Source organism: Streptomyces sp. NPDC058685 (assembly GCF_042714725.1).
In the GTDB taxonomy this organism is placed as follows: Bacteria; Actinomycetota; Actinomycetes; order Streptomycetales; family Streptomycetaceae; genus Streptomyces.
Window position 1 is genome coordinate 64,468 of sequence record NZ_JBHXSL010000021.1, and the last position, 24,855, is coordinate 89,322.

Annotated in this window: 23 protein-coding genes; 9 read left to right on the forward strand and 14 right to left on the reverse strand. The window is 68.9% G+C overall.

Annotated features, from left to right (window positions below):
• Positions 1–12: 12 nt before the first annotated feature.
• The 8 genes from ACFWU3_RS19045 to ACFWU3_RS19080 form a co-directional block, all read right to left on the reverse strand.
• Positions 13–810, reverse strand: coding sequence for an ABC transporter permease (locus tag ACFWU3_RS19045; RefSeq protein ID WP_384438496.1), 798 nt, complete (start codon positions 808–810; stop codon positions 13–15).
• Positions 797–1,672, reverse strand: a complete 876-nt coding sequence (locus ACFWU3_RS19050; RefSeq protein WP_384438499.1) for a 2-aminoethylphosphonate ABC transporter permease subunit — start codon at positions 1,670–1,672, stop codon at positions 797–799. The genes ACFWU3_RS19045 and ACFWU3_RS19050 overlap by 14 nt, the downstream gene beginning before the upstream one ends.
• Positions 1,656–2,729 carry an ABC transporter ATP-binding protein gene (locus tag ACFWU3_RS19055; RefSeq protein ID WP_384438502.1) on the reverse strand — a complete coding sequence of 358 codons (1,074 nt, stop codon included), beginning with the start codon at positions 2,727–2,729 and terminating at the stop codon, positions 1,656–1,658. Before ACFWU3_RS19055 ends, ACFWU3_RS19050 begins: the two co-directional genes overlap by 17 nt.
• Positions 2,726–3,403: a phosphonatase-like hydrolase gene (locus ACFWU3_RS19060; protein ID WP_384438505.1), complete on the reverse strand. Its 678-nt coding sequence runs from the start codon at positions 3,401–3,403 to the stop codon at positions 2,726–2,728. The genes ACFWU3_RS19055 and ACFWU3_RS19060 overlap by 4 nt, the downstream gene beginning before the upstream one ends.
• A gap of 6 nt (positions 3,404–3,409) precedes the next feature.
• Positions 3,410–4,531: a TIGR03364 family FAD-dependent oxidoreductase gene (locus ACFWU3_RS19065; protein WP_384438508.1), complete on the reverse strand. Its 1,122-nt coding sequence runs from the start codon at positions 4,529–4,531 to the stop codon at positions 3,410–3,412.
• A gap of 169 nt (positions 4,532–4,700) precedes the next feature.
• Positions 4,701–5,465, reverse strand: coding sequence for a GntR family transcriptional regulator (locus tag ACFWU3_RS19070; RefSeq protein ID WP_384438511.1), 765 nt, complete (start codon positions 5,463–5,465; stop codon positions 4,701–4,703).
• A gap of 30 nt (positions 5,466–5,495) precedes the next feature.
• Positions 5,496–6,428, reverse strand: coding sequence for a hypothetical protein (locus tag ACFWU3_RS19075; RefSeq protein WP_384438514.1), 933 nt, complete (start codon positions 6,426–6,428; stop codon positions 5,496–5,498).
• 111 nt (positions 6,429–6,539) lie between these two features.
• On the reverse strand, positions 6,540–8,045 hold the full coding sequence (locus ACFWU3_RS19080; RefSeq protein ID WP_384438517.1) for an ROK family protein: 1,506 nt from the start codon (positions 8,043–8,045) through the stop codon (positions 6,540–6,542).
• Between the two features lie 56 nt (positions 8,046–8,101).
• Here ACFWU3_RS19080 and ACFWU3_RS19085 point away from each other — a divergent pair, with 56 nt between their 5' ends.
• Together ACFWU3_RS19085 and ACFWU3_RS19090 are read left to right on the forward strand one after the other, a co-directional pair.
• On the forward strand, positions 8,102–9,187 hold the full coding sequence (locus ACFWU3_RS19085) for a Gfo/Idh/MocA family oxidoreductase (RefSeq protein WP_384438520.1): 1,086 nt from the start codon (positions 8,102–8,104) through the stop codon (positions 9,185–9,187).
• Positions 9,184–9,666 carry a heme-degrading domain-containing protein gene (locus ACFWU3_RS19090; protein WP_313946141.1) on the forward strand — a complete coding sequence of 161 codons (483 nt, stop codon included), beginning with the start codon at positions 9,184–9,186 and terminating at the stop codon, positions 9,664–9,666. The genes ACFWU3_RS19085 and ACFWU3_RS19090 overlap by 4 nt, the downstream gene beginning before the upstream one ends.
• A gap of 526 nt (positions 9,667–10,192) precedes the next feature.
• Here ACFWU3_RS19090 and ACFWU3_RS19095 read toward each other — a convergent pair.
• The 6 genes from ACFWU3_RS19095 to ACFWU3_RS19120 all read right to left on the reverse strand — a co-directional run bounded on the left by ACFWU3_RS19095 (position 10,193) and on the right by ACFWU3_RS19120 (position 15,119).
• Positions 10,193–11,050, reverse strand: coding sequence for a fumarylacetoacetate hydrolase family protein (locus ACFWU3_RS19095; RefSeq protein WP_384438523.1), 858 nt, complete (start codon positions 11,048–11,050; stop codon positions 10,193–10,195).
• Between the two features lie 126 nt (positions 11,051–11,176).
• The gene (locus tag ACFWU3_RS19100) at positions 11,177–11,914 is read right to left on the reverse strand and encodes a YidC/Oxa1 family membrane protein insertase (protein WP_384438526.1); all 738 of its coding nucleotides are present in this window, start codon (positions 11,912–11,914) and stop codon (positions 11,177–11,179) included.
• 312 nt (positions 11,915–12,226) lie between these two features.
• On the reverse strand, positions 12,227–12,547 hold the full coding sequence (locus ACFWU3_RS19105; protein ID WP_313948995.1) for a DUF6412 domain-containing protein: 321 nt from the start codon (positions 12,545–12,547) through the stop codon (positions 12,227–12,229).
• Between the two features lie 60 nt (positions 12,548–12,607).
• Positions 12,608–14,116: a sodium:solute symporter gene (locus ACFWU3_RS19110; RefSeq protein WP_384438529.1), complete on the reverse strand. Its 1,509-nt coding sequence runs from the start codon at positions 14,114–14,116 to the stop codon at positions 12,608–12,610.
• A complete protein-coding gene (locus tag ACFWU3_RS19115; RefSeq protein ID WP_384438607.1) occupies positions 14,113–14,271 on the reverse strand; it encodes a DUF3311 domain-containing protein in 159 nt (52 codons plus the stop codon). The genes ACFWU3_RS19110 and ACFWU3_RS19115 overlap by 4 nt, the downstream gene beginning before the upstream one ends.
• 53 nt (positions 14,272–14,324) lie before the next feature.
• A complete protein-coding gene (locus tag ACFWU3_RS19120) occupies positions 14,325–15,119 on the reverse strand; it encodes a class E sortase (RefSeq protein WP_384438532.1) in 795 nt (264 codons plus the stop codon).
• Between the two features lie 111 nt (positions 15,120–15,230).
• On the opposite strand from ACFWU3_RS19120, the gene ACFWU3_RS19125 reads away from it, so the two are divergent.
• The 7 genes from ACFWU3_RS19125 to ACFWU3_RS19155 all read left to right on the forward strand — a co-directional run bounded on the left by ACFWU3_RS19125 (position 15,231) and on the right by ACFWU3_RS19155 (position 24,852).
• Positions 15,231–16,247, forward strand: a complete 1,017-nt coding sequence (locus ACFWU3_RS19125; protein WP_384438535.1) for a hypothetical protein — start codon at positions 15,231–15,233, stop codon at positions 16,245–16,247.
• A gap of 189 nt (positions 16,248–16,436) precedes the next feature.
• Entirely contained in the window at positions 16,437–16,883 is a 447-nt protein-coding gene (locus ACFWU3_RS19130) for a very short patch repair endonuclease (protein WP_384438538.1), read from the forward strand.
• Between the two features lie 107 nt (positions 16,884–16,990).
• Positions 16,991–18,526: an ATP-binding protein gene (locus tag ACFWU3_RS19135; RefSeq protein ID WP_384438540.1), complete on the forward strand. Its 1,536-nt coding sequence runs from the start codon at positions 16,991–16,993 to the stop codon at positions 18,524–18,526.
• Positions 18,519–19,493 (forward strand): PD-(D/E)XK motif protein, encoded by a 975-nt coding sequence (locus ACFWU3_RS19140; RefSeq protein WP_384438543.1) that lies wholly within the window; start codon positions 18,519–18,521, stop codon positions 19,491–19,493. Before ACFWU3_RS19135 ends, ACFWU3_RS19140 begins: the two co-directional genes overlap by 8 nt.
• A 16-nt stretch (positions 19,494–19,509) precedes the next feature.
• A complete protein-coding gene (locus tag ACFWU3_RS19145; protein ID WP_384438546.1) occupies positions 19,510–22,434 on the forward strand; it encodes a Z1 domain-containing protein in 2,925 nt (974 codons plus the stop codon).
• An 86-nt stretch (positions 22,435–22,520) separates the two neighbouring features.
• Positions 22,521–23,516 (forward strand): DNA cytosine methyltransferase, encoded by a 996-nt coding sequence (locus ACFWU3_RS19150; RefSeq protein ID WP_384438550.1) that lies wholly within the window; start codon positions 22,521–22,523, stop codon positions 23,514–23,516.
• A gap of 88 nt (positions 23,517–23,604) precedes the next feature.
• Entirely contained in the window at positions 23,605–24,852 is a 1,248-nt protein-coding gene (locus ACFWU3_RS19155) for a DNA cytosine methyltransferase (RefSeq protein ID WP_384438553.1), read from the forward strand.
• The last annotated feature ends 3 nt before the right edge of the window (positions 24,853–24,855 follow it).

Sequence of the window (24,855 nt, forward strand, 5' to 3'; positions counted from 1 at the left end):
GTGGTGCGCTCCTTAGCGGAATGAGGCCTTGGTACGGATGCGGGAGAGGGCGAGCAGGACGAGCAGCGTGGTCGCCATGAGGACGACCGCGACGGCCGAGCCGGTGAAGAGGGACCCGCGGTCGGTGGCGGTGAAGATCAGTACCGGGAGCGGCATCCAGTCCGGCGGGTAGAGCATCATCGTGGCGCTCAACTCGCCCATGGACAGGGCGAAGCAGAGCCCCGCGGCCGCGTTGAGCGACGGCAGCAGGAGCGGCAGTCGCACGCGGAGCAGGACGTACAGGGGCCGGGCGCCGAGACTGGCCGCGGCCTGCTCGTACATGGGGTCGAGACGGGTGACGGCTGCGGCGACCGACTGATGGGCGAAGGCGGTGACCAGGACGGTGTGCGCGAGGATCACGATCCAGCGGGTGCCGTTGAGCAGCATCGGGGGCTGGGAGAAGGCGACCAGGACCGCGAGGCCGACGACGACCGAGGGGACGGCGACCGGCAGCACGAACAGCGCGTCGAGCAGCCTGCGTCCGCGCTTCTTCAGACCGGCGGCGGCGAGTGCGGCCCAGCTGCCGACGATCAGCGCGAGCAGGCTCGCGGTGACCGCGGTGACCAGACTGGTGGTCAGGGCCTGCAACGACTCCCCGCGCACCGCCGCTGTGTAGTGGGCTGCGGTCGGCCCGGAGGGGAAGGCGCCGGACCAGTTCGTGGAGAACGACGCGATGACGATGACGAGCAGCGGCAGCGCGAACAGCGGCACGAACAGGAGAAGGAAGAGGGCCCAGCAGGCCCACGTGCCCTTGCGGCTATGCACCAACACGACGGCTGACCATTCGGTAGAGGCTGTAGAGGCCGACGGAGATCGCGATGTTGACCACGGCGACCACACAGGCGGCGGGGTAGTCGGACTCGAGGATCGCCTTGCCGTAGACGAGCATCGGCAGCGTGGTGACGTCCTTGGCCCCGGTGAACAGGACGATCCCGAACTCGTTCAGGCACATGACGAGCACGAGGCTGCCGCCGGCGCCGAGCGCGGGCAGCGCCTCGGGCAGGATCACCTGCCGGACGATGCGGGCCGGCTTCGCCCCGAGCGAGGAGGCGACCTCCAGCTGCGCGGTGTCGATCTGCGAGAACGCGGCGAGCAGCGGACGCATCACGAACGGCGTGAAGTACGTGATCTCCGCGAGGAGTACGCCCCACGGCGTGGTGAGGAACCGGAACGGTCCGCTGCCCGCCCCGGTGACATCCGTCCACACCCCGTTGGCCATCCCGACCGTGCCGTAGACGAACAGCAGCGCCAGCGTGATCAGGAAGGACGGGAAGGAGAGGAAGACGTCGATGAACTTGGCGACGGCCTTCCCGCCGGGGAACGGGACGAAGGCGATGACCAGCGCGAGGGCGAACCCGAGGACGAGACAGCCGACGGTGGCGCCGACGGCGAGCCACACCGTCGTGGAGAGCGCTTCGCGGAAGGCGTCGGAGCCGAAGACCCGTCCGTAGGCGCCCGGTTCGAGCGACTCCTGCACCACGAGCGCAAGAGGGTAGAGGAAGACGAGAGCGAGGACCGCGACGGGCGGCAGGCTCCACAGGGCCGCGGTGGGCACCCGGCGCACCGGGGCCGTACGGGCAGGCGCCGGAGCCGGGCGCTCCGCCACCATCACGGACTCAGCCGGACCGGTCATGGCCGACCCCCGCTCCCAGCAGCACCGCATCCTCCGGCGCGAAGTGGACGGTCACGTCCTCCCCCAGCACCGGCACCGCCCGCAGTTCGCGGACATCGGCCGTGACCCGGTGCCCGTCGACCTCGACGTACAGCCGGTGGGTCGCACCCCGCCACTGCACCTCGGCGACGCGTCCGCGCAGGGCGTTGGGCCCCTCGCCCAGCCCCACGAGATGCGGGCGTACGCACAGGGTGGCGCCCGCGCCGGGCGCGGCTTTCCCGACGGCCACGTCGAGTGCGGCGCCCTGGAAGGAGACCCCCCGGTCCGCCACGGTCACCGGCAGCAGATTCGCGTTGCCGACGAACGAGGCCGTGAACTCGGTCGTCGGCCGCCGGTAGAGGTCCTGCGGGGTGCCGCAGTCCTGGAGCCGCGCCTTGTCCAGCACCGCGATGCGGTCCGCCAGCGTCAGCGCCTCCACCTGGTCGTGGGTGACGTACAGGATCGAGACGTCGGGCAACTCGCGGTGCAGCCGGGCCAGTTCGGCCAGCATCCCGGACCTGAGCTGCGCGTCCAGCGCGGACAGCGGTTCGTCCAGGAGCAGCACCCCGGGACGGATCGCGAGCGCCCGGGCGATCGCCACACGCTGCTGCTGCCCGCCGGAGAGCTCCCGCGGATGGCGCTGCGCGTACGCCGCCATCCCCGTCATCTCCAGCGCCTCGGCGACCCTTCCGGCGATCTCGCGCCGGGGTGTCCTGCGGGCCCTGAGCCCGAAGGCCACGTTGTCCGCGACCCTCATGTGCGGGAAGAGCGCGTACTGCTGGACCACCATCCCGATCCCGCGCCGGTGCGGCGGCAGGCCCGTGACATCGCGGTCGCCGATGAGGATCCGCCCCGAGGACGGCTGCACGAAGCCCGCGACCGCGCGCAGGGCGGTGGTCTTGCCGGAGCCCGAGGGACCGAGCAGGGCCATGACCTCGCCGGGTTCGACGGTGAGGTCCAACGAGTCCAGAACCGTGTTCCCACCGCTGCCCGAGCCGTAGACGACCGAGACGTTCTCGAAGCGGATGCCGCTGCTCATCGGTCGTCCACCCCGGCGAGCAGGTCCGGCAACTCGGCGACCGACGCCAGCACATGGGTGGCTCCGTGGTCCAGCAGCTGCGTCCTGTCGTGCGCTCCCGTGAGCACACCCGCGACGACGCCCGCCCCGGACCGCACTCCGCTGAGCATGTCGTACGACGTGTCGCCCGCGACCGCGATCTCGCTGACGCCGTCCACCGCACCCGTCCGCAGGAAGGCGGCGAGCACCATGTCCGGGTAGGGGCGTCCGCGGCCGCCCGCGTCGGCGGGGCAGAGCGTGAGCTCCACCAGGTCCTGCCAGCCGAGCGCGGCGAGGATCGCGTCCTGGGTCGTGCGGGCGAAACCGGTGGTCAGCACCACGGTACGGCCCTGGGACCGCAGCTTCTCGACGGCTTCGGCCGCGCCGGGGACGGGGGCGATCCGCCCGGCGCCCACCAGTTCTCCGTAGGCATCCTCGAAGGCGCGGTTGGCCTGCTGTGCGCGCTCCTCGCTGCCGAAGAGGTGCCGGAACACGGAGATCTTCGACTCGCCCATGGTGGCGCGGACATGGCCGATCATCGCTTCGGGCGCCTCACCGAGGCGTTCGGCGGCCGCGGCGAAGGCCTGCTCGACCAGTCCGCCGTCGGCGACCGTCGTACCGGCCATGTCCAGGACGACGAGGTTCGTTCGGGTCATCAGAAATCACCAGCCCAGTTCGTTCGCGGTCTTCTCGGCGATCGCCGGCGAGCAGGTCATGCCGCGCCCGCCGGGACCGGTCACCAGCCACACGCCGTCGCGCACCTGCTCCCGGTGGACGACACGGCTCGTGTCGGTGCACTGCGCGTACACCCCGGCCCACCGGCGGCGGACCTTCGGCAGCGGCCGGCCGAGGAAGGACTCGACGACGCCGATGAGGTGCTCGTAGGGGTCGTCGAGGGTGTCGAAGGCGAAGGGGTGCTCGTACTCGTGGGTGTCGCCGATGGTCAGCCCGCCGTCGCGGCGCTGGACCATCAGGAGCTGCATCCTGTGCTCGGCGGCCGTCGGGGCCTGCGCCTGCCCGGCGTTCAGCGCGTCCAGCGCCTCACTCGCGTAGGCGGGGTAGTAGCGGAAGCTGTCGGCGTCGGCGACGGAGGTGGTCAGCGGCTCGCCGAGCGGGTCGGTCTGCATCATCTGGAGCCGAACGCGGCGTACGGGGAGGGCGGGGGCGAGTTCGCGGACGAGACCGGAGAGCGCGGCGCCCGGGCACAGCACGACGGCGTCACCGGTGTGCACCTCGCCGTGGTCGTCGCGGACGGATGCCTCACCCACCACGTCACGGACCTCGCGCCCGCCGAGGTAGGTGTACCGGCCGGACTCCAGCAGGGCTTTCTTCAGGGCCAGTTGGGCGGGCCGGGGCTCCACCGCCGCATCCCGCTCGCACCACAGGGCGGCGATGAACCGGCCCCGCAGCGCGGGGTTGATGTCGCGCGCCTCGGCGGTGGTGACGAGCTTGTAGCCGCGGGCGGCGGCGTCGGGGCGGGCGACCGCCGCTTCGGCGACGGCCAGTTCCCGCTCGTTGCGCACGGGGGTGAGCGAACCGATGGCCCGGAAGCCGAGCTCCGGCACGCGCCGCCCGATGGACTGCCACAACTCACGGGCACGCAGCGCGGTTTCGAGCTCCTCCCCGCCCGCGCGGCCGCTCACCCAGATCTGTCCGAAGTTGCGCAGGCTCGCGCCCCGGGCCTCCTGCTCCCGCTCGATCTGTACGACCTCATGGCCGCGTTCCACTGCGTGCCAGGCGTGCATGGTTCCCACCACGCCGGCTCCTACGACGATGACTCTCACGGCCGCAACGCTCCTCGCGGCCGGTGTCCCGTTCGGGGACGACCGGCAACGGGACGGTGAACGGGCCGTCAAGCTTGGACTAGACCCGTTACCACTCTGTGATGAGGCGGAGGTCCGGTGCGGGTCGCCTGCGGATCACCTGCCCGCCGCCGACGGCTGTCGCGGCCGGTCAGCCGCCGTTGCCGAGATGGGTGGTGAAGCTGAAGCGGTCGCCCCTGTACAGCGTCCGTACGCGCTCCAGCGGGCTGCCGTCGGTGTCGCGCGACAGACGGTGCAGCAGCAGCATCGGCAGCGCCGGCGGCGTACCGATCAGCAACGCCTCGCGCGGTGTGGCCAGCACCGTCTCGATCCGCTCGTCCGCATCGCCGAAGGCGATGGACAGCCGCTCCCGCAGATAGGCGTAGAAGGAGGAGTCGGGGTCGAAGTCGGCGTCCAGGCGCGGCACCCGGGCGACGGTGACGTACGTGCTCTCCAGTCCGACGCGCTCGTCGTCCGCGAGCAGCACCCGCTCCATGTGCCACACCGGCTCACCGACGCTCGCGCCGATCTCCTCCGCCAGCGCCGCCGAGCAGGGAAAACGGTCCAGGCCGATGAGGTTGCGGCCGGGCCTGCGGCCCTGCTTGCGCACGCCTTCGGTGTAACTCGCGAGCGAGAGCGGCTGCTCCAGTTTGGGGCCGGCGACGACGGTGCCGCGGCCCTGGCGGCGCAGCCGTCCCTCCAGCAGGAGTTCGCGCAGCGCCTGTCGCACGGTCTCGCGCGACACCGCGAACCGCAGGGCGAGATCGCGCTCGGTCGGCAGCGGGTCGCCCTCGGCCGACTCGTCGACGAGGGCGGAGACACGGGCCTTGACGGCGTAGTACTTGGGGATGCGTCCGTGCTCCGGAATGCCGGAGCGGACAGGGGCGCCGGGCGCCTGGTCGTTCGGGTAGTCCACCGCCCGATGCTCGCAGACGCATATGAACGATCAGCGGCGGCCCGTCCGCAGCTTCCTGGAGGCCAGCACCACGACGGCACTTCCCAGCAGGATCGTGCCGAGAGCCATACCGAGGCGGGCCAGTGCCCCGGTGCCCGTGGTGGCGAGCTCGTCGCGGGTGACCGAGAGGCCGGAGCCGTCGTCGTCCATGACGGCGAAGCGGTAGTCGCCCGACTCGCCGACCCAGTCGCCGTCGTCGCCGCGCCGCTGGACGACGGCGGCATTGACGGTGACCTGGTTGGGCGGAGTGTCCGCGGTCAGCGCGAACCGGACCCGGACGGTGACGGTCGCACGGGCCGGCACCGCGAAACCGGCGAACGCGCCGTCGTCGAGTACGCCGATCACCTCGTCCTGCGCGGTCGTCTCCAGGGACGCGGGCCGCCAGCGCGAGGCGTCCTCGTCGTAGAACTCGAGCGTGACCCTGGGCGGGGTCAGCCCTCGGTCCCGCGCGGTGAAGACGATCACCGGGTGGATGTTGCGGCATGCCTCCGCGGTGGTGTTGGCGAGGTCGACGGACCACTGCTCGAAACCGCCGCCGGGGTGGTGCACGGGCGGGCCGCCGTGGATACGGGAGTCGATCGGGAAGCTCTTGGCGGCCACCGTGCCGCAGGTGGGCTCGTCGCCTGGGGCACGGACGGCGGCCCTGGTCTCCTTGGCCTTGCTCGCCTTGGCCTTGCTCGCCTTGGCCTTGTTCTCTTCGGCTGTGCCCGCTTCGGCCGTGCCTGCTGTGGCCTTGCTCGCGGCGGTGCTACTCGCGCCGGCCTGGTTCGCGGCGGTGCTGCTCGCGCCGGCGTGGTTGGCGGCGGTGTCGGAGACGGCGGCCCGCACGGCCGGGTCTGCGGTGGCGGCCGCCGGGGCCGCGAGGGCTGCGGGGACGACGGTGGCCGCGGCGGCGCCGGCGGCGAGGACATTGCGCAGTCGCATGGCTGACCTTTGCTGTTCGGCCGGTGCGGGCAGGGGACGTGGGCGCGACCCTGCCACGCGGGCGCCCGGGGACCCGGGAGGCACGTCCCCGAACGGCCGAACTCCGCCCTATCAGCGTATTTTCTGCCCGGTGCGCGACGGCGGGAGCGGTGACGAGAAGGCGGCCTCGGCCCGCCCGAAGACCGGGGCGAGCACCAGCTGTGCCGCGCCCTCGGCGACCGTGTGCGGACCACCGTTCGCGAGCTCCACCGGCACGGGGGTCTGCTCGCCCACTCCGCGGACGAAGGTGCCGGCCGCGGCCTCGACGACCCGGCCGCCGAGCAGGACGCGGTCGATGTCCAGCAGCTCCACGAGGTTGGCGGCGCCGACGCCGAGAATCCTCGCCGCGGCAGCGAGGTCCCCGTCGGCGACCGCCGCCAGACAGAGCGCCTCGATGCACCCTCGCCGGCCACAGCCGCACGACGGCCCGTCGAGCTGCACGACCTGATGCCCGAACTCCCCCGCCCCGGTCCGTGCCCCGCGGTAGAGCCCCCCACCGAGCACGAGACCCGCCCCGAGCCCGGTCCCCAGATGCAGATACGCGAACGAGTCCCCGTTCCCCTGGAGGGCGAGCCCGAGGGCCGCGGCATTGGTCCGGAGGGCGAGGCCGAGAGCGGCGGCGTTGGTGTCCTTGTCGAGCGCGACGGGCAGCCCGAGCCGCTCGGCGAGTGCGTCCCGCAGGGGAAAGCCGTCCCACTGCGGGAATCCGGTGACGCGATGGGGAACGCCGGAGGCGTGATCGAGCGGCCCGGGCATGGCGACGCCGACACCGAGGACGCGGTGGGAGGGGCGGTTGTCGGGACCGGGACCGCTGGGCTGCGGGGCCGGTCCGGGTTCGCCGAGCCAGGGAGCCGGTCCGGTTCCGGCGGCGGATCCCGCAGGTCCGGGGCTCGGCGCGGCGGCGGGCGCCGGGGCGGGCACGGAACCCGGCTCCCCTGCGGACAATCGCCCGGCGGAGGGCGGCTCGGAGAGGGGCCCGGCGGACAGGGTGGCGGAGGGCTGCCCGGAGGGGGGCCCGGCGGACAGGGTGGCGGAGGGCTGCCCGGAGAGGGGCCCGGCGGACAGGGCGCCGGCCGGGTCGGAAGCGGCCAGCAGGGACTCCACCTCGACCGCCACCGCCTCCATCACCGCATCCGCGCCGGCTCCCAGATCCAGCGGCACCACACGCCGGCCGACGAGCACCCCCGCCAGGTCGAGCAGCACGACGGTCAGCTCGTCACGGTCCAGGTGCAGCCCCACGGCGTGCGCCGCCGGAGGGACCAGGCGCAGGACCGTACGAGGCTTCCCGCCGGTCGAGGCGCGGTAGCCCGCCTCCGCCACCAGCCCGCTCCCGCGCAGCCGTGCCGTGATCTTGCTGACCGCCTGGGGGGTGAGCCCGGTGCCCTCCGCCAGTTCGAGACGGCTGATCCCGCCCTCACCCGCCACACGCAACAGCTCCAGGACGCGCGCCGCGTTCGCGCTGCGCAGTCCGGACAGGCTGGGCAGCTCTGGCAGCTCGGTCCCCGAAGACCCTCCATTGCCGAGGCGCCCGCTCCCCTGCCCGCTTCCGCTTCCGTACCTGCTCCCGTTGGTGTTCACGCCATCCATTCTCCCCCTCGCTTGCACTTCGGCAACACCGTTGCTTAAGTGGGGCCATGACTGGCACCGGCACCCCCCTCCGCGTCGGACTCGTCGGCTACGGCCTGGCGGGCTCCGTCTTCCACGCCCCGCTGATCGCGGCCACCGAGGGCCTCGTCCTCGACACGATCGTCACGTCGAACCCGGAGCGGCAGGAGCAGGCCCGCGCCGAGTTCCCGGATGTGCGCTTCGTGGCCACGCCCGACGAGCTGTGGACCCACGCCGGCGAACTCGACCTCGTCGTGATCGCCTCCCCGAACAAGACCCACGTCCCCGTCGCCAAGGCCGCCCTCGAAGCGGGTCTCTCGGTGGTCGTGGACAAGCCGATCGCCGGCACCGCCGCCGAGGCGCGTGAGCTCGCCGCGCTCGCGGAGGCCCGCGGTCTGCTGCTCTCCGTGTTCCAGAATCGCCGCTGGGACAACGACTTCCTCACCCTCCGCAAGCTGATCGCGGACGGCTCGCTCGGTGAGGTCCAGCGTTTCGAGTCCCGCTTCGAGCGGTGGCGCCCACAGCTCAAGGGCGGCTGGCGCGAGTCGGGCGACCCGCAGGAGATCGGGGGTCTGCTGTACGACCTCGGCAGCCACCTCGTCGACCAGGCGCTGACGCTGTTCGGCCCGGTCACCCGCGTGTACGCGGAGTCCGACCTGCGCCGCCCCGGCGCCCAGGCGGACGACGACACCTTCTTCGCGCTCACCCACGCGAACGGCGTCCGCTCGCACCTCTACGCCAGCGCCACCACCGCCCAGCTCGGCCCGCGCTTCCGCGCCCTCGGCTCGGCCGCCGGGTATGTGAAGTACGGCCTGGACCCGCAGGAGGCGGACCTGCGCGACGGCAAGCGCCCGGACACCCACAAGCCGTGGGGCGTGGAGGACGAGTCGCAGTGGGGCCGGATCGGCGGCGGCGAGTCACCACTCACCGGCGGCGGCGACCCGGTGGAGACGCTCCCGGGCGACTACCCTGCGTACTATGCGGCCGTTGCCGACGCCCTGCGCAACGGCACTCCCCCGCCGGTCACCGCCGAGCAGGCGGCCGCCGCGCTCGAGGTCCTGGAGGCCGCGCGCCGCTCCGCCCGTGAGGGCGTCACCGTGGAGGTGTCCGTATGACAACGCCCCCCACCATCCATGAGCTGGTCGACCAGGAACGCCGTCTGACCCTGCGCCGGTTCAACCATGCCGACGCGTGGGCGCTCGGCAGCATGCTGGTCGAGATGGCGCACCTGCGTGAGGCCCCGGTGGCCATCGACATCCGCCGCGGCGCGCAGCAGCTGTTCCACTGCGCACTGCCGGGTTCGAGCGCGGACAACGACGCCTGGATCGACCGCAAGCGGCGGGTCGTCGAGCGCTACGGCGAGAGCTCGTTCCTGGTCGGCACGCGGCACCGGGAGAAGGGCACGACGTTCGAGGAGTCGTCGCGGCTGGACCCGGACACGTACGCGGCGCACGGCGGATCGTTCCCGATCACGGTCGAGGGCGCGGGAGTGATCGGTACGGTCACGGTCTCGGGCCTCCCCCAGGCAGAGGACCACGCAATGGTGGTGGACGCCCTCTCCCGCTTCCTGGCCTCCACCCCACCGGGCACGTAACCCGGCCACGCCCAGCCCCGGCACTGGAGAATCACGGCCGCAGGCCGTGCCAGCTCCGGGGCCGCCCGACACAAGCCCGCCCATCCCGTCCGGCGCTCGAGGACACGGCCGCAGGCCGTGCCCACCCACAAGCCGAACCGTCCGCACCAGTCCAACCAACTCCAGCCCGTCCGGCGCTTGAGGACACGGCCGCAAGGCCGTGCCTGCTGCCCACGGGCGGGGAGCCCGAATCGGCCGACCAAATCCAGGGCCACCCGACACCTCAGGAACGGCCACAACCCAAGCACGCCCAGCCCCATCCAGCCCGTCCGGCGCTTGAGGACACGGCCGCAGGCCGTGCCCACCCACGAGCCGAACGGTCCGTACCAGTCCAGCCAAATCCAGCCCGTCCGGCGCTTGAGGACACGGCCGCAGGCCGTGCCTGCTGCCCACGGCGGGGGACCCAGCCCCGGACCTCGGCCCCAGCCCCCGCGCCGAGGCCGGAACCCGAAGCCCCGGACCCCCAACCCCCGCGCCACCAGGCGCGCTACGCGTCCTTGAGGTCCTGCCGCTGCCTCCCCAGCCCCTCGACCTCCAGCTCCACCACGTCCCCCGCCCGCAGGTACGGCTTCGGCTCGGGCTGCCCCATCGCCACCCCCGCCGGCGTACCCGTGTTGATCACGTCTCCCGGGTACAGCGTCATGAACTGGCTGACGTACCGGACCACCTCGGCCACCGGGAAGATCTGGTCGGCCGTCGAGCCGTTCTGCTTCAGCTCGCCGTTCACCCACAGCCTCAGGCTCAGCGCCTGCGGGTCCGGTACCTCGTCCGCCGTCACCAGCCAGGGGCCCAGCGGGTTGAACGTCTCGCAGTTCTTGCCCTTGTCCCACGTACCGCCGCGCTCGATCTGGAACTCGCGCTCGGACACGTCGTGCGAGATCGCGTATCCGGCGACGTACGACAGCGGGTCCTCGTCGTCCTCCAGATAGCGCGCCGTACGCCCGATGACGACCGCGAGCTCGACCTCCCAGTCGGTCTTGCGGCTGCGGCGCGGCACGAGCACCGTGTCGTTCGGTCCGACGACCGTGTCCGCCGCCTTGAAGAAGACGACCGGCTCCGCGGGAGCCTCCGCCCCCGTCTCGGCCGCGTGGTCGTGGTAGTTCAGCCCGATGCACACGACCTTGCCGATCCGGGCGAGCGGCGGGCCGACGCGCAGCCCGTCGGCGGCGAGCGCGGGCAGCTCGCCGCCCTGTGCCGCGGCCCGGATCCGGCCGAGAGCGGAGGCGTCGGCGAGCAGCTCCCCGTCGATGTCCGTGACAAGGCCGGACAGGTCGCGCAGAGTCCCGTCCACGTCGAGCAGGGCCGGGCGCTCGGCGCCCGAGGTGCCGACACGCAGCAGCTTCATGGTCTGTCTCCCCTGGTTCGGTGCGAGCCCGGACGATGGGTAGCGGCCATCGGAGGGGTTCGGAGGATTGGCTGATCCTCCAAGACATCGGATCACTCCGCAAGACCCCGTTCACAACCTGGACTGTTACGCGACGGTAGCCAGCGCGCCGGCCGTCGGCATGTCCCGGTACAGGACCGTGCGCTCGACGGCGGTCCAGGCCGTGCTGGTGACGACGTACAGCGCGGCGGCGAGCGGCACCACGGCCACCGTGATCAGCGTCGCGAACGACATCAGCGGCATGATCTTCATCATCGCGCCCATGCCCGGGGTGTCCCCCTGCGGCAGCGGCGAGGACGCCATCTGACGCTTCGTACGCCGGAAGTTGAAGATCGCGACGCCCGTGACGACCGCGAAGAGCACGAGGTACACGAGGCCCGCACCTCCGAACACCCCGCCGTGTGCGAGGGCATCCGCCCAGCGGTCGCCGAGGGGGGCGTCGAAGAGGGTGTGGCCGAGCAGACCGTTGGGCTCCCCGCCGATCCGGCTGCTGGAGAACAGGTGGTACATCAGGAAGAACGCCGGCAGCTGCAACAGGCTCGGCAGGCATCCGGAGAGCGGCGAGACCTGCTCCTTCTTGTGCAGCTCCAGCATCGCCTTCTGCATGCGCTCGGGGTTCTTGCCGTGCTTCTTCCGCAGTTCGGCGATCTGCGGCGAGAGCCGGGCCTTGGCCTTCTGCCCGCGGGCGGCGGCACGTGAGAGGGGATGGACGGCGAGCCGTACGAGCGCGGTGAACAGGACGATCGCGGCGGCTGTCGCCGATGCGTGGAAGAGCGGCTGGAGCAGGTCGGCGAGCTGCTCGACCAGGTTGGCGAATACGGACATGGGTGAGCCCTCCGTGGGTCTCGTCGTGCCGGGATGCGGTCATGGCGGCATGACGACCCGCGAGGGGTGCGGAGGCTGCGGGATCACCGGGCGCGCCTGCGCGAGCGGTCCAGCGCTCGGGCGGTCCAGCGCTCGGGCGGTCCGGGGCACACGATCCGTCGCTCGTAAGCGGCCCGGCGCGCGTGACGGTCCGGCGCGCGATCCCTCGCACGCGAACAGTCGGCGGCAAGCGGCCCGGCGGCGAGCGATACGGCAGCGGGCAGTCCGGCGGCGAACCGGCCGTGGCCGGTGTGCCGGTGTGCGGTTGCGCCCCTACGCGGTCGTCAGGACGAGACGCCCGGGAGCCCTGGGCCTGGTGCGGCCCCGTGCGTCCGGATCCCGCTGCGGCAGGAAAGCGGTGCGCCGCCGCCGGTCACGCAGAGCGGTACGCACCCGGGTGACGGGCACGGCGGGCACGCAGCGCGCGCTGATGAGGGCGCAGACGACCAGTGCCGAACCGGCCGAGGCCGTGGCGGTCGCGGCGAGCGCGACGGCGGCGGAGAGGCTGCTGCCGTCGGCGATCAGGATCTCGAAGAGCAGGAACAGCGCGAACGCGGAGGGGTGCACCCATCGCGACAGCCGGCGGCCGTCCATGTGCTCCCACCTCACTTCCTCGCTCTGCTGCCCGAACACCGTCGGGACACCTTCCAGCCGTTATACAGGATGCGCCTCGCGGGCGGGATCGGCCGCAGGGAGGGGATCCTCGGCGAGCACCTCCCCGTCGGGCCGTGGATCACGGTCGGCCGGGCGCGTGTACGTCACCGCCAGCGCGACCGCCAGATTCACGGCGAGGGCGACGATGCCCGCGTTCATGCCCCACACCGGATCGCGCCCGGTGAAGACGAGCACGCAGACGATCGTCACCCCCACGGCGAGACCGGCCAGCGCACCCGCGAACGTGAGCCGCCGCCACACCAGCCCCAGCAGCAGCATGGGCAGGAGCTGTGCCATCCCCTCGTACGAGATGAGGGACAGCCGCACGAGCGTGTTGGGGGCGATGTACGTCAGCAGCAGGGCGATCGCGCCGGCCGCCACGACGACGATCTGGGCCGCCCCCTTCTGCCGCTCGCGCAGCGCGGGCACCAGGGAGAGGACGCTGCGTCCCCACATGGTGCCGATGACGAGCATGAAGACCGCCATCGGCACGATGGAGGACAGCGCCGCCGCCACCCCGACGATCCCGACCGCCCAGGCCGGCAGCGAGTCCACGACGAGTTCGAAGAGGGCCAGGTTGGATTCCGCGCCGACGAGTCCCGGAACGACGAAGAGGGCCGCCATGCCGAGAAGCATGGGCACGAAGAGCAGGACGTTGTAGGCGGGCAGCCACATCGCGTTGCGGCGCAGGGCGTCGGCGTTGCGGGCGCCGAGGTAGCCGGCGACGGTGGTCGGAAAGATCACCACGGTGAGGGAGTTGAGGAGGGTGGTGGTGGCGAACCACAGCTCGCCGAAGCCGCCGCCCCCGTGCCCGGGCAGGGTCAGCCACTCGCCCTTCTCCGCGACGAGCCGCCCGAGGAACTCCTCGTAGCCTCCGAAGTAGTGCTGGGGCACATAGATCGCGAGGAAGCCCAGGGTCGCGATGACGAGCACGTCCTTGAGGACGGACACCCAGGCGCTGCCGCGCAGTCCGCTCACCACGACGAAACCGGTGGTGACGGCGAAGGCCAGGAAGTAGGCCCAGTTGAGGCTGACGGCGCCGTAGGAGATGGTCGAGACGACGACTCCCATGCCGGTGATCTGGAGCTGGATGTAGGGGAGCAGGAAGACGGTCGCGAGGAAGGCGACCAGGGCGCCGAGCCAGGGCCGGTCGTAACGGTGGGCGACCATATCGGTGATCCCCACCAGACCGTGCTTGCGGGCGTAGGCCCACAACATGGGGCCGACGACGTAACCGACGGCGTAGCCGCAGGACATGTACGCCACCACATACAGCACGGGTGAGCCGTAGTTGTAGCCCCAGCCCGCAGCCCCCAGATAGCTGAAACTCGTATAGCCCTCGCCCGCCATCAGCACCCAGATGAAGACGGCCCCGAGGCTGCGCCCGCCGACGGACCACTCGGCGAGCCCGCCGCCCCCACCGCCCCGCCCGCGTACGGCAAGAAGCCCGAGAGCGACGGTGCCGAGCATGAAGAGACCGAAGATCGAGGTGGCGACGACGGCGTTCACCGGCGGTCCCCCCGCCGGGCGAGCCAGACGGCGAGCGGAGTGACCAGCGTCGCCCCGAGCAACCAGACGAAGAGGAACGGCAACCCGAGCAGGACGGGCCGGACACGGTTGACCAGCGGCAGCGCACCGACGAACAGGACGTACGGCACGAGCAGCCAGAGCAGTTGAGGACGACGCTTGAGCACGTCAGGACCCTAGACCCGGTGCCCTACCGCGGCCGCATCGACGTGAGCTTCCCCCACACGATCAACCGGTACCGGGAGCTGTACTCCGGCGTGCAGGTGGTGAGGGTCAGGTAGTAACCGGGCGCGCTGTACCCGGCGGACGGCGTGACGAGACTGCGGGGAACGGGCCGGATGACGCCGATGTCCCGAGGGCTCGTCCGTGTGAGGGCCCGGTCGACGGCGTACACATACACCGCGCTCCGCGTCTCGACCCGTATCTCGTCCCCCTTGCGCAGCCGGTCGATGTGCCGGAAGGGCTCGCCGTGGGTGTTGCGGTGCCCGGCGACGGCGAAGTTGCCGCCGCCTCCGGGGTGCGCGGTGCCGGGATAATGCCCGATGTACCCCTTGTCCAGGACGCCCTGTTTGCTGATCCCCTGGGCGACGGGGGCGACAACACCGAGGCGCGGGATACGCAGGACGGCGTACGCCTGGTCCCAGCGGGGGGCGGGCGGGCGTACGGACTCCCCTGCACGGGCTCCGGAGCCGCGTCCCCCACCCCCGGCGGCCGGCGGGTCCTCGCCGGCCGCCGGTTCGCCCGACGGCGCGGCTTCCGGAGCCTCGCCGACGGAGGCGTCCCACTCCCGCTCCAGGGCGTGGACGCGGCGCTCGGCGCCCTCGCGGGCCTGCCGATTGGTCCACCACAACTGGTGCACGACCAGCAGGAGCACCACGACGCCGAGTGTGACGGTGATCTCGGCGACGGCCCACAGCACACCCGCGAACCGGGCCCGCCTCCGCGAGCCGCGCCCCTGGACCACGACCGGTATCCGCTCCCGCACGGGCGCAGGTTAGGCGCTGATCGCCGAAGTCACCAGAGTGGTACACAGCACGTCCGCCATCACGCGAACGTGCCCCCCGCCGAACCCCCGTACGGCAGTACCGTGTCATCCATGCGCCCCGACACGCCTGCCGATCACAACGCCGAAGCCGAGCGCCTGCTGCGTACCGCGACGCAGTACCCCGAGGACAACGAGTCGCTGCTGCTCCAGGCCGCGGCCCACCTCGAACTGGCCGGCGACCGCGAAAGCGCCTCCAGTCTCTACGACCGCCTCCTCGCCGACAGCCCCGAGCGCCCCCTGCTCGTCAAGGCACTCCAAGCGGCGAACCTGTGGGAGTACGGCCACGAGGCCGAGGCCCGCGCCCTGATCACCGGCATCCGCACGGCGGCCCCCGCGGACCCGGCCCCGTGGGAGATCATCGCCGAGACGCTGGAGTCCCACGACGAGCTCGAGGCGTCCCACGACTGCTTCACCACGGCGATCACGCTGCTCCTCACCCCCGGCGACGACGACGTCCCCTACGACACCCAGTCCCTGCTGACCGGCCGCCACCGCGTGCGCCGCATGCTGGGCCGCGCCCACGACAACTGGGACGCGCTCGCGGACAAGGTCCACACGGCCCACGCGTCGATCTCCCTGGACGAACTCCACGACCCGAACCGCCTGTGGGCCCTGGGCTCGAACAACCCGGCCGAACTCCAGGCCGAAATCGCCCGCCTCCGCTCGGAACTGGGCTCCTACCGCTCGGCCCTGTCCCGCCCCTTCCCGGTGGCGGTGCTCCACTGGCCGGAAGGAGAACTGTCGGAACTCCTGACGGCGTACCCCGAACTCGAATCCGAGTACCCGACCCACACGGCCCACCTGACGGACATCGAGGCCTCGCTCCGCGACCTGTCCTCCACGGGCACGGCCAACCTGGGCATCGTGACGGCGACGGTCCCGTCCTACGAGGCTTTCGCGGCCTCGGAACAGTCCTCCCCATCGAACGCGGACCTGCTCCCGCAGTACGCGACGACGCTGGCGGCGAGGGGCAAGGCGGTGGCGTGGCCGCCGGCGAAGGGGGCGGACTGCTGGTGCGGGTCGGGGAGGGCGTACAGGGGGTGCCACGGGACACCGCTTCACGGCTGAGTCTGGCCACCCAGCGGCGGATCTCCTCACCGGGTCCGCACCATCGGGGCAGGGTGCGAGCCTCGGGCCCAGCGCCGAGAATGACCTATACGGCATCGGTCCACGGTGGTGGGAACAATGGCTGACTCAGGAAGGCAGCGAGGAGACAAAGCAGCCCCGACGCACCCTGACCGCCGGCACAATACCCAGGTGCCCGATGCCGTTCCTTCCTCCGCTGCCGTCTCGGCGCGCATGAGCCGACAGGTCTCGCGTGACACGGCCCCCGAAGTCGCAGTGCGCAAGTTGCTCCACGGAGCAGGGCTGCGCTATCGCGTGAACGTTCCGGTACCCGGCATGCGGAGACGCACGATCGACATTGTCTTTGGTAAGGCCAAGGTCGCGGTCTTCCTGGACGGCTGCTTCTGGCACGGCTGCCCCCAGCATGCGACGCACCCAAAGGCCAACGCCGAATGGTGGCGAACCAAGCTGGACAGGAACATGGCCCGCGACCGGGAGACAACGGACCATCTGCAGGCTCAAGGATGGACGGTCCTCCGCTTCTGGGAGCACGAGAGTCCAGAGACCATCGCGAGGGCAGTGGCTCGGGCCCGAGATCAATCCATAAGGGCGGACGCCCCGGCGAACAGAACGCAATAGCGCCTGGCCCGGCTCAGTCGACATTCGGGCCTCGCAGCCCATTGTCCGACCCGACCGCTATGGTCACCAATGCTCATATAATCAGCCGGGATCCCCAAGGCGAGGCCATGACCCACGACTGGCAGTTCGACGTCCCCACTGCCGGGAGCAAGCGCCTCCCGCCGGATGCGCGCTACATGGAGGCACTGAGCAGTCAGGGCTACGGGTTCGAGGTCGCGATCGCCGATCTCGTCGACAACTCCATCGACGCCGGAGCGAAGGATGTGGTCATTCACTTCCTGCGCGACGGTGATCAACTCGTCAGCCTCTTGGTCGTCGACGACGGCAAGGGAATGGACGAGGCCGCCCTCGACATCGCCATGACCGTCGGTGGCCGGCGCGACTACGCCGCCGACGCACTCGGCATGTTCGGAACGGGCCTCAAGTCCGCCTCGCTCAGCCACGCCTCGGCAGTCACGGTGGTCAGCACGACCAAACGCACCCGCACGGCCGGTCGCCGTTGGGTAATGGAGCGTGCGGTCTCAAGCTTCGACTGCGACATCGTGGAGCCGGAGTACGCGCAAAAACTCATCGATCGATACGACAGCGGGCGTCCAATCGAATGGCAAGGCACAGTCGTCCGCTGGGACGGTGTCAAGGACTTCCCGAAGCATGGCGGCGGAGGTCAGACCGACCGATACCTCCACCGCACGATCAACAAGCTGGGCCTACACCTCGGCCTCCACCTGCACCGGTTCCTGGCACGCGAGGACTTCAACATCACCATCGCCGTCGAGGACGTGCGTACTGGCACGATCTACATGAACTTCGGCGTCGAGCCGCTGAACCCATTCGGGTACCCCGTCCCAGGACATCCCGAGTACCCGCGGAAGTTCACGGCGTCGCTCCCCTCCGTCGGTGCAGTCACATTGGATGCCCATGTTTGGACACCAAAGTCCAACCTCGACGAATACAAAGCAGTTGGCTCCGGCATGGAACGCCAAGGCTTCTACTTCTACCGCAACAACCGTCTGGTCCAGGCGGGTGGCTGGAACAACTTCCGGCAGCCCGAGCAGCACCTCTCCCTCGCCCGCGTGGCCGTGAACCTCCCTGACCGCCCTGGCGACGCATTCCGGCTCACAGTGAAAAAGGCTGGGGTCGAGGCGTCGCCCGAGTTCACCTCCGCGCTGGAGGAAGCCTCCACCCCCGCGGGCGATGTCTTCCTGGACTACTTGAACGCCGCCGAGGGGGTCTACCGCGACGCCCGCAAGCGTTCCGGCACCACCCGCAAGCCCGTTCTCCCGCCGGGCGAAGGTCTCGACCCAGCTGTACGTGAAACGATCGAGGACGAGCTGCCGACGATCCCGCACGAGGAACCCATCGCACTCCGCTGGCAGAGGCTCGACAACGAGCTCTTTTTCGATGTCGACCGTGACGACCGCACGATCGTGCTCAACCAGCACTATCGGACCGCGATCCTTGGCGGACGCAGCGGTGGTGCCAACGATGCTCCCCTGCTCAAGTCGTTGATGTATGTACTCCTGCACCAAGTATTCGAGAAGGAGTACAGCGGAAGCCGCGAGAAGGACAACCTCCAACTGTGGCAGTCGATCCTCGTGTCTGCAGCCCGCGCGGAGCTGGACAGGGTGGCAGACGATGGTTGAGGGACCGTACGTACCGTGGCCCTCCGTTGAGTACTACCTCGGTGAGAATCAGTCCACCTCGTATCGGCTCTCCGCCCCCTCGACTCATCCAGAGGTCTCCTACGTCGTTGGCGAGGGTGGTCGCGAGATTGCTCTCTACGTAGAACTCGACCGGCGCCACCAGCCGCCACACTCCCCACTGCCGTTGATCCGCATTGACCAGATCGCGGAGCGAGGGATGCGGATGGCTCGCATCAGAACCACCCAGGCAGCTCTGATTCGCGACTTTCACGACCTCCTGAACGCCGTCGCCGACCGGATCGTGACTCATGACCGCACGCTGGATCAAGCATTCGGAGAGACCGTACGCGCCTGGAGCGCGCTGCTGGATCGTCCGCGAGCGCTACGAGCAGAGAAACGTATCGGCCTGATCGGCGAACTCTCCGTTCTCTCGTCGATCGCCTCCGCACATGGTTGGTCCACCGCCGTGAAGGCCTGGACAGGTCCGGACGGTGAGGAGCACGACTTCGGTCTGCTCGGCTTCGACATGGAGGTGAAGACCACTGCTTCGGAACGGCGCGAACACACAGTCCATGGACTCGGCCAACTACTGCCGAGCGGCGACCGCCCCTTGTGGCTGGTCTCCTTGCAAGTCACACGAGGGGGAATCGACGGTCGTACCCTCGCAGACTGTGTCCGCTCTGTACGCAGTGACGTTGCCGAGCACGCCCCGGAACGACTCGATCGCCTCGACGGGCATCTCACCGCGACAGGTTGGGACCCTGAAGTCCCGGACGACGAACGGTGGCGCTTGCGCACCCAACCGATCGGCTTCCTTGTCGATGACCAACTGCCGCGCCTGGATACAGAGTCCGTGCCCGCGCAGTTTCGAGACCGCATTCGCGATGTCACGTACACACTCGACGTAACCGGTCTCCCAGAGTCTCCCAAGCCTCCGGCCCTCCTAGCCGACCTTCGCCTCCCGTAAGCCCGAGGAATCATCGATGAACCCCACCGAAATGCTCCGGCTCACGCTCCACACCTCGGCCCTTGCAGGTATGGACAGCAAACCGAAGAACCTGCTGCGTGCACTGACCTACCAGTCCGAGGAAGAAGGGCCCGCGGCTGAAGCACTTGCCACGGATGAGGATTTCCGGACAACGCTGAACGCGGCACACTCCACGGACCAATTGGTTGAGCTCTGGCGCAAGCAGCTCACGCAGTGGGACTACGCCGAGAGTCCCACGTGGTCACCGACCGAACCCCGTACCGACGAGCGACGTGCCGCCGTCCTCGCTCTCCTCAACCTCTCTGAGGACACGCAAAAGATCCTCAACCTGTTGGTCCCGGTTCCCAAGACGTCTGGGCCTGTCGTGATCAGCGATACGTTCACCCCTTGGTACACGACCCAGTCCCAGCAAGGTCGCAGCTGGTACTGGCCGGCGTATCGCCATTTGCTTTCACAGAACGGCTGGGCCGAGACCGCGGTAGCGGGCCTCGACTCGGCCTCCGACCGCGTCGTCGAGCGCCTTGCCGACCCGACCTCCACAGCCGCCTACCAGTCAAAGGGCTTGGTGGTGGGTTACGTGCAATCCGGTAAGACCGCCAACTTCACGGGCGTCATCGCAAAGGCCGTTGACGCCGGCTATCGCCTGGTCATCGTCCTCGGCGGCACGCTGAACCTGCTGCGTGCTCAGACGCAACGCCGCCTCGACATGGAACTCGTCGGCCGCGAGAACATCCTGCGCGGAGCTTCCGAGTACGAGTCCGACTATGCAGACGACCCGGCCTGGGCACAGGGCAAATTCCTCTCCCATGGTGGGCTACCCTCCGCCCTCGGCGGCTTCGACATCGTCCGAATGACCACTAGGGACAACGATTACAAGAGTCTCCTACAAGGCATTGTCGCCTTGGAGTTCGAGAAGCAGGAACCAGCTCTCCCACTTCACGATCCTCGCAACCTGCATCGCTCGTCGGCCCGTCTGATGGTCGTCAAGAAGAACCAGGCGGTGCTGGCTCGACTGGTCCAGGATCTCAACAAGATCAAAACGCCGCTCGCCGAGATCCCGGTCCTGATCATCGATGACGAGTCCGACGAGGCATCGGTCAACACCGCCAACCCCAACAAGGCGGATGTAGATCGCACCGCCATCAACGACAAGATCTCCGAACTCCTACGGCTCCTCCCCCGTGCCCAGTACGTGGGCTACACGGCAACACCCTTCGCAAATGTATTCATCGACCCCAGCGACGCAGAGGACATCTTCCCAAAGGACTTCATCGTCTCCCTGCCGCGCCCGCAGGGATACATGGGAGTCCAGGACTTCCATGACCTGGACTCCCCGATCCCACGAGATGAGCGGACTTTCGCCAACTCCAACGAAAAGGCGCATGTCCGAGACATTAAACTCGCGTCGGAAGAGGACGACACAGCTCTCCAACAGGCGATGGACATGTTCGTCCTCACCGCCGCCATGAAGCTGTACCGCGAGGCAAATGGCCTGGGAGACCGCACTTTCCAGCATCACACGATGCTCATCCACGAATCGGTACGTACGGAGCATCACCAGAAACTGCGTGGCCGCGTACAAAAGATGTGGTGGTCCGCCGGCTACACCGGGCCCGAGGGCCACGCACGACTGCGCGCACTCTTCAACACGGACATCGCCCCTGTCTCGCGCGTACGCTCCGAGGGCTTCGCAGTCCCCGATTCCTACGACGACCTCTCCCCATACGTCGGCGTGGCGGCAATCCGTATCGGCGGTGACAACCAGCCGATCATCGTCGTCAACGGCGACAAGGACATCGAGAACGGCGAAGCCGACTTCGACAAGCGCTCCTTGTGGAAGATCCTCATCGGCGGGCAGAAACTCGCCCGTGGCTTCACGGTCGAGGGGCTCACGGTCACCTACTACCGCCGCCGGACCAACAACGCCTCGACTCTGATGCAGATGGGTCGCTGGTTCGGGTTCCGCAAGGGTTACCAGGATCTGGTCCGTCTCTACTTGGGTCGCGAGGAGACGATGGGCAAGAAAGACATCGATCTGTACGAAGCCTTCGAGGCGATCTGCCGTGATGAGGAGAGCTTCCGCGATGGACTACAGCAGTACTCCATCATGATCGACGGGGAGCCCCAGGTCACACCCGAGCGGGTACCGCCTTTGGTCTCCCAGCATCTTTCCTGGTTGAAGCCCGCAGCCGCTAACAAGATGTACAACACCCGCCTGGTAGCCATGGATTCGCCAGGCAAGTGGGAGGAACCCACGGCATACCCGTCAGGGGCGCCCGCGCTGCGACACAACACGGACCTTTGGATCCCCGTCCTGGAGTCCATGTCCACCAAACCGAGCACGTTCGCCTATTACTTCGACGAGACGGAAACGCACCACCGGTTCAATGCACTCACGGGGACGCTCACTTCCGCCGAACTTTTGAGGCTGGTCCAAACATTGAAGTGGGACGCCCAAGGGCGTTTCGATCCGCATCTCGCATACTTGAAGGAGATCACAGCCTCCTCCAAAGTCGACGACTGGCTTGTCCTTGCTCCCCAACACGCCTCCGGAAACAAGCAGCTCTCCATCGGCACATCGTCACGAACCTTCTCCTGGTTCAGCCGCCAACGCAGACGTGCCGAGACCTTCGGCGCAATCAGCGAACCGCGGCATCGTGCAGCGGCTCTGCGAATCGCCGGCGCCTTGGCGCATGGGGGAAATGACACGACCGAACACTACGTCGCCGAGCGCCGGGGAGTGGTTTCCCTCTACCCGGTCGTGGAGCCGGAACACCGGGGAGAGCTCGAAGCCTCGGGACGTATCGACCCCGGCAAGGTCGTCATGGCGTTCACCTTTGTCGCACCTGCTTCGGCACGGAGTCACGATGGCAAGGTGTTGCGCTTCGTCACGATCGACTCCAAGGACGCGCGCATCTAGACCCCAAGCAATCAGACCACTTCGTCGAACGTGGTCCAGGCCTTACTATGAAGATCCGGGTGTCGAGGTGGGGGTGGGACATACTCGTGCAGGAACGGCGTTACACCGCAATCGAGTTGTGTGCCGGCGTGGGAGGACAAGCGCTGGGACTCGAGCGTGCGGGATTCGATGTCATAGCCGCTGTCGACATCGATTCGGACACGTGCGCCACCCTCTCTCGCAACCGCCCCGGTTGGGGCACAATCCAGGGAGACCTCAACCGGATTGAGCCCGTAGACCACCAACTGTTGGACCGTGCCGACATTCTGAGCTGCGGTTTGCCACGATCCCCGTACAGCATCGCCGGCAAACAACTCGCCACGCACGACAAGCGGGACGCCCTCAGGGCCACGCTTGATATGGCTTCCTACATCCGGCCGCGGGTCCTGCTATTGGAGAACATCCCCTCCTTCCTGAATGCGGCCAAGTTCGCTGCGGAGCGACAAGTGGTGGCCGAAGCCATTGCCGACCTCGGCTTCGAGCTGAAGTCGTCCGTGCTGACGGCCACGGATTTCGGAGTGCCTCAGCATCGACCACACGGGTTCATGGTCGCCATGCATCCCCAGGACATGGCTCACTTCGAGTGGCCCGTGCCGGACTCCACCCGCTGCCCAACCCTCGGAGAAGCACTCTACGAATCGATGGCCTCGGCAGGTTGGCCGGAAGCCTCTGACTGGGCGACACATGCATCGGAGCCGGCTCCTCTGATCATGGGCGGAGCCACCGGTCGAGGGGGCGCGGACCTCGGGGCAAGCCGTGCAAAGGCCCTCTGGGCCCGCCACGGAATCTATGGCGGAAGCATCGGCGATTCCGTACCGGGCCCGGACTTTCGCCGAAACTTCAACGTCGAGCCACGCTATGGACTGCCCAAGATCACAGTTGGCCAGGTCGCGCTGCTCCAGGCATTCCCTTCCGACTGGGAAATTTTCGGCAAGAAGACGTCCGCCTACCGACAGATCAGCCAGACCACCCCGCCCCCGCTTGCCGAGGCTCTCGGGCGCAGGATCCTGGGCGCACTGAAGAGTTCCTCACGCACCGCCTGAACCGTCTGGCAGACACCTCGGGTAACGCCGACCAATCCACGGAGGCAGGGCCGTGCACAGGAGATCGTCCGCAGTAGACTCACTCACCATGGCGACCACCACTACTGACACCACTGCGGACTCGACCCCGCGTGAGCCCACGATCAAGGTGGTCGACTTGTTCGCGGGCGCAGGTGGCTTCTCCGCAGGCTTTCGCGCCTACGAGCCGGCCGGCCCCGGGTCCTCCCCCTTCGAGTCTGTCGCGGCGGTCGAGTTCGACGAGGCCGCGGCCGCAACGTACTCGGCGAACTTCGGTTCAGCCCACGTCGCCAACATCGACATCGCTACATGGGACGCCCAGCCCTACGAAGGTCAGGTGGACCTCGTCATGGGAGGGCCGCCCTGCCAGGGGTTTTCTTCCCTCAATAGGGACGACCTCGCGAAGCGACCGCCTAAGGTCGACGACCCCCGAAACCGGCTGTGGCGCGAGTACATGCGCGTGGTCACCACGATCAAGCCCAAGATCTTCGTTCTGGAGAACGTTGATCGCTTCCTGCACTCCCAAGAATTCGCCAACCTCGCGAAGGCGACGGAGAAGGGCGGGGAGCTCTCCTCGTACAACCTGCGCGTCAAGATCCTTAACTCTGCGGACTACGGAGTGCCACAGGCCCGACGGAGGGCGATCGTCATTGCCACCCGCGACGACCTGGGCGTCCCGTTGGAACACCCTCGCCCTACGCATGCTCGACAAGCAGCCGCGGTGCAACCGACTCTCGATGGGCGCGACGAAGAGCCGGTCCAGCTCGCACCCTGGGTGGCCGTGGGAAGCGCGGTCTTCGCTCACACCCCCAAGGCTGCGCCCGAGGTCAACCTTCCTGATCGTGAGGGCAAGCCATTGGGCCTCCTCCTGCCAGGCCCCTTCCTCACGACCGAACTCCACATCGGACGGACGCCGACCGAGCTTTCCGTTGCGCGATACAAAGCAATCGGACGCGGAGGCAATCGCCACGATTTGCGAGGCAAGTGGGCCACCCTTCACGGCGAGGAGACATACCTATCCACGAAGAGCTGGGACAATCACAACAGCGGTTCCGGCGATGTGATGGGTCGTATGCACGAGGACCGTCCATCCGTCACGATCCGCACAGAGTTTTACAAGCCCGAAAAGGGACGATACCTCCACCCCGTAGAGGACCGGCCCATCACACATCTTGAGGCAGCTCTCATCCAGGGCTTCCCGGACGACTTCAAGTGGTTCGGCAGCAAGATCCAGATCGCTCGCCAGATCGGTAACGCTGTACCGGTTGGCCTGGGCCGTGCGCTCGCCCAGGCCATCCACGAACGGCTACGCGCCTAAGAC

What these genes read in the sequence shown, in the direction of transcription:
- ACFWU3_RS19050 (WP_384438499.1), bottom strand. Translation starts at nt 1,672, where the DNA reads ATGACCGGTCCGGCTGAGTCCGTGATGGTGGCGGAGCGCCCGGCTCCG.
- ACFWU3_RS19055 (WP_384438502.1), bottom strand. Translation starts at nt 2,729, where the DNA reads ATGAGCAGCGGCATCCGCTTCGAGAACGTCTCGGTCGTCTACGGCTCG.
- ACFWU3_RS19060 (WP_384438505.1), bottom strand. Translation starts at nt 3,403, where the DNA reads ATGACCCGAACGAACCTCGTCGTCCTGGACATGGCCGGTACGACGGTC.
- ACFWU3_RS19075 (WP_384438514.1), bottom strand. Translation starts at nt 6,428, where the DNA reads ATGCGACTGCGCAATGTCCTCGCCGCCGGCGCCGCCGCGGCCACCGTC.
- ACFWU3_RS19085 (WP_384438520.1), top strand. Translation starts at nt 8,102, where the DNA reads ATGACTGGCACCGGCACCCCCCTCCGCGTCGGACTCGTCGGCTACGGC.
- ACFWU3_RS19090 (WP_313946141.1), top strand. Translation starts at nt 9,184, where the DNA reads ATGACAACGCCCCCCACCATCCATGAGCTGGTCGACCAGGAACGCCGT.
- ACFWU3_RS19095 (WP_384438523.1), bottom strand. Translation starts at nt 11,050, where the DNA reads ATGAAGCTGCTGCGTGTCGGCACCTCGGGCGCCGAGCGCCCGGCCCTG.
- ACFWU3_RS19100 (WP_384438526.1), bottom strand. Translation starts at nt 11,914, where the DNA reads ATGTCCGTATTCGCCAACCTGGTCGAGCAGCTCGCCGACCTGCTCCAG.
- ACFWU3_RS19105 (WP_313948995.1), bottom strand. Translation starts at nt 12,547, where the DNA reads ATGGACGGCCGCCGGCTGTCGCGATGGGTGCACCCCTCCGCGTTCGCG.
- ACFWU3_RS19125 (WP_384438535.1), top strand. Translation starts at nt 15,231, where the DNA reads ATGCGCCCCGACACGCCTGCCGATCACAACGCCGAAGCCGAGCGCCTG.
- ACFWU3_RS19135 (WP_384438540.1), top strand. Translation starts at nt 16,991, where the DNA reads ATGACCCACGACTGGCAGTTCGACGTCCCCACTGCCGGGAGCAAGCGC.
- ACFWU3_RS19140 (WP_384438543.1), top strand. Translation starts at nt 18,519, where the DNA reads ATGGTTGAGGGACCGTACGTACCGTGGCCCTCCGTTGAGTACTACCTC.
- ACFWU3_RS19145 (WP_384438546.1), top strand. Translation starts at nt 19,510, where the DNA reads ATGAACCCCACCGAAATGCTCCGGCTCACGCTCCACACCTCGGCCCTT.
- ACFWU3_RS19155 (WP_384438553.1), top strand. Translation starts at nt 23,605, where the DNA reads ATGGCGACCACCACTACTGACACCACTGCGGACTCGACCCCGCGTGAG.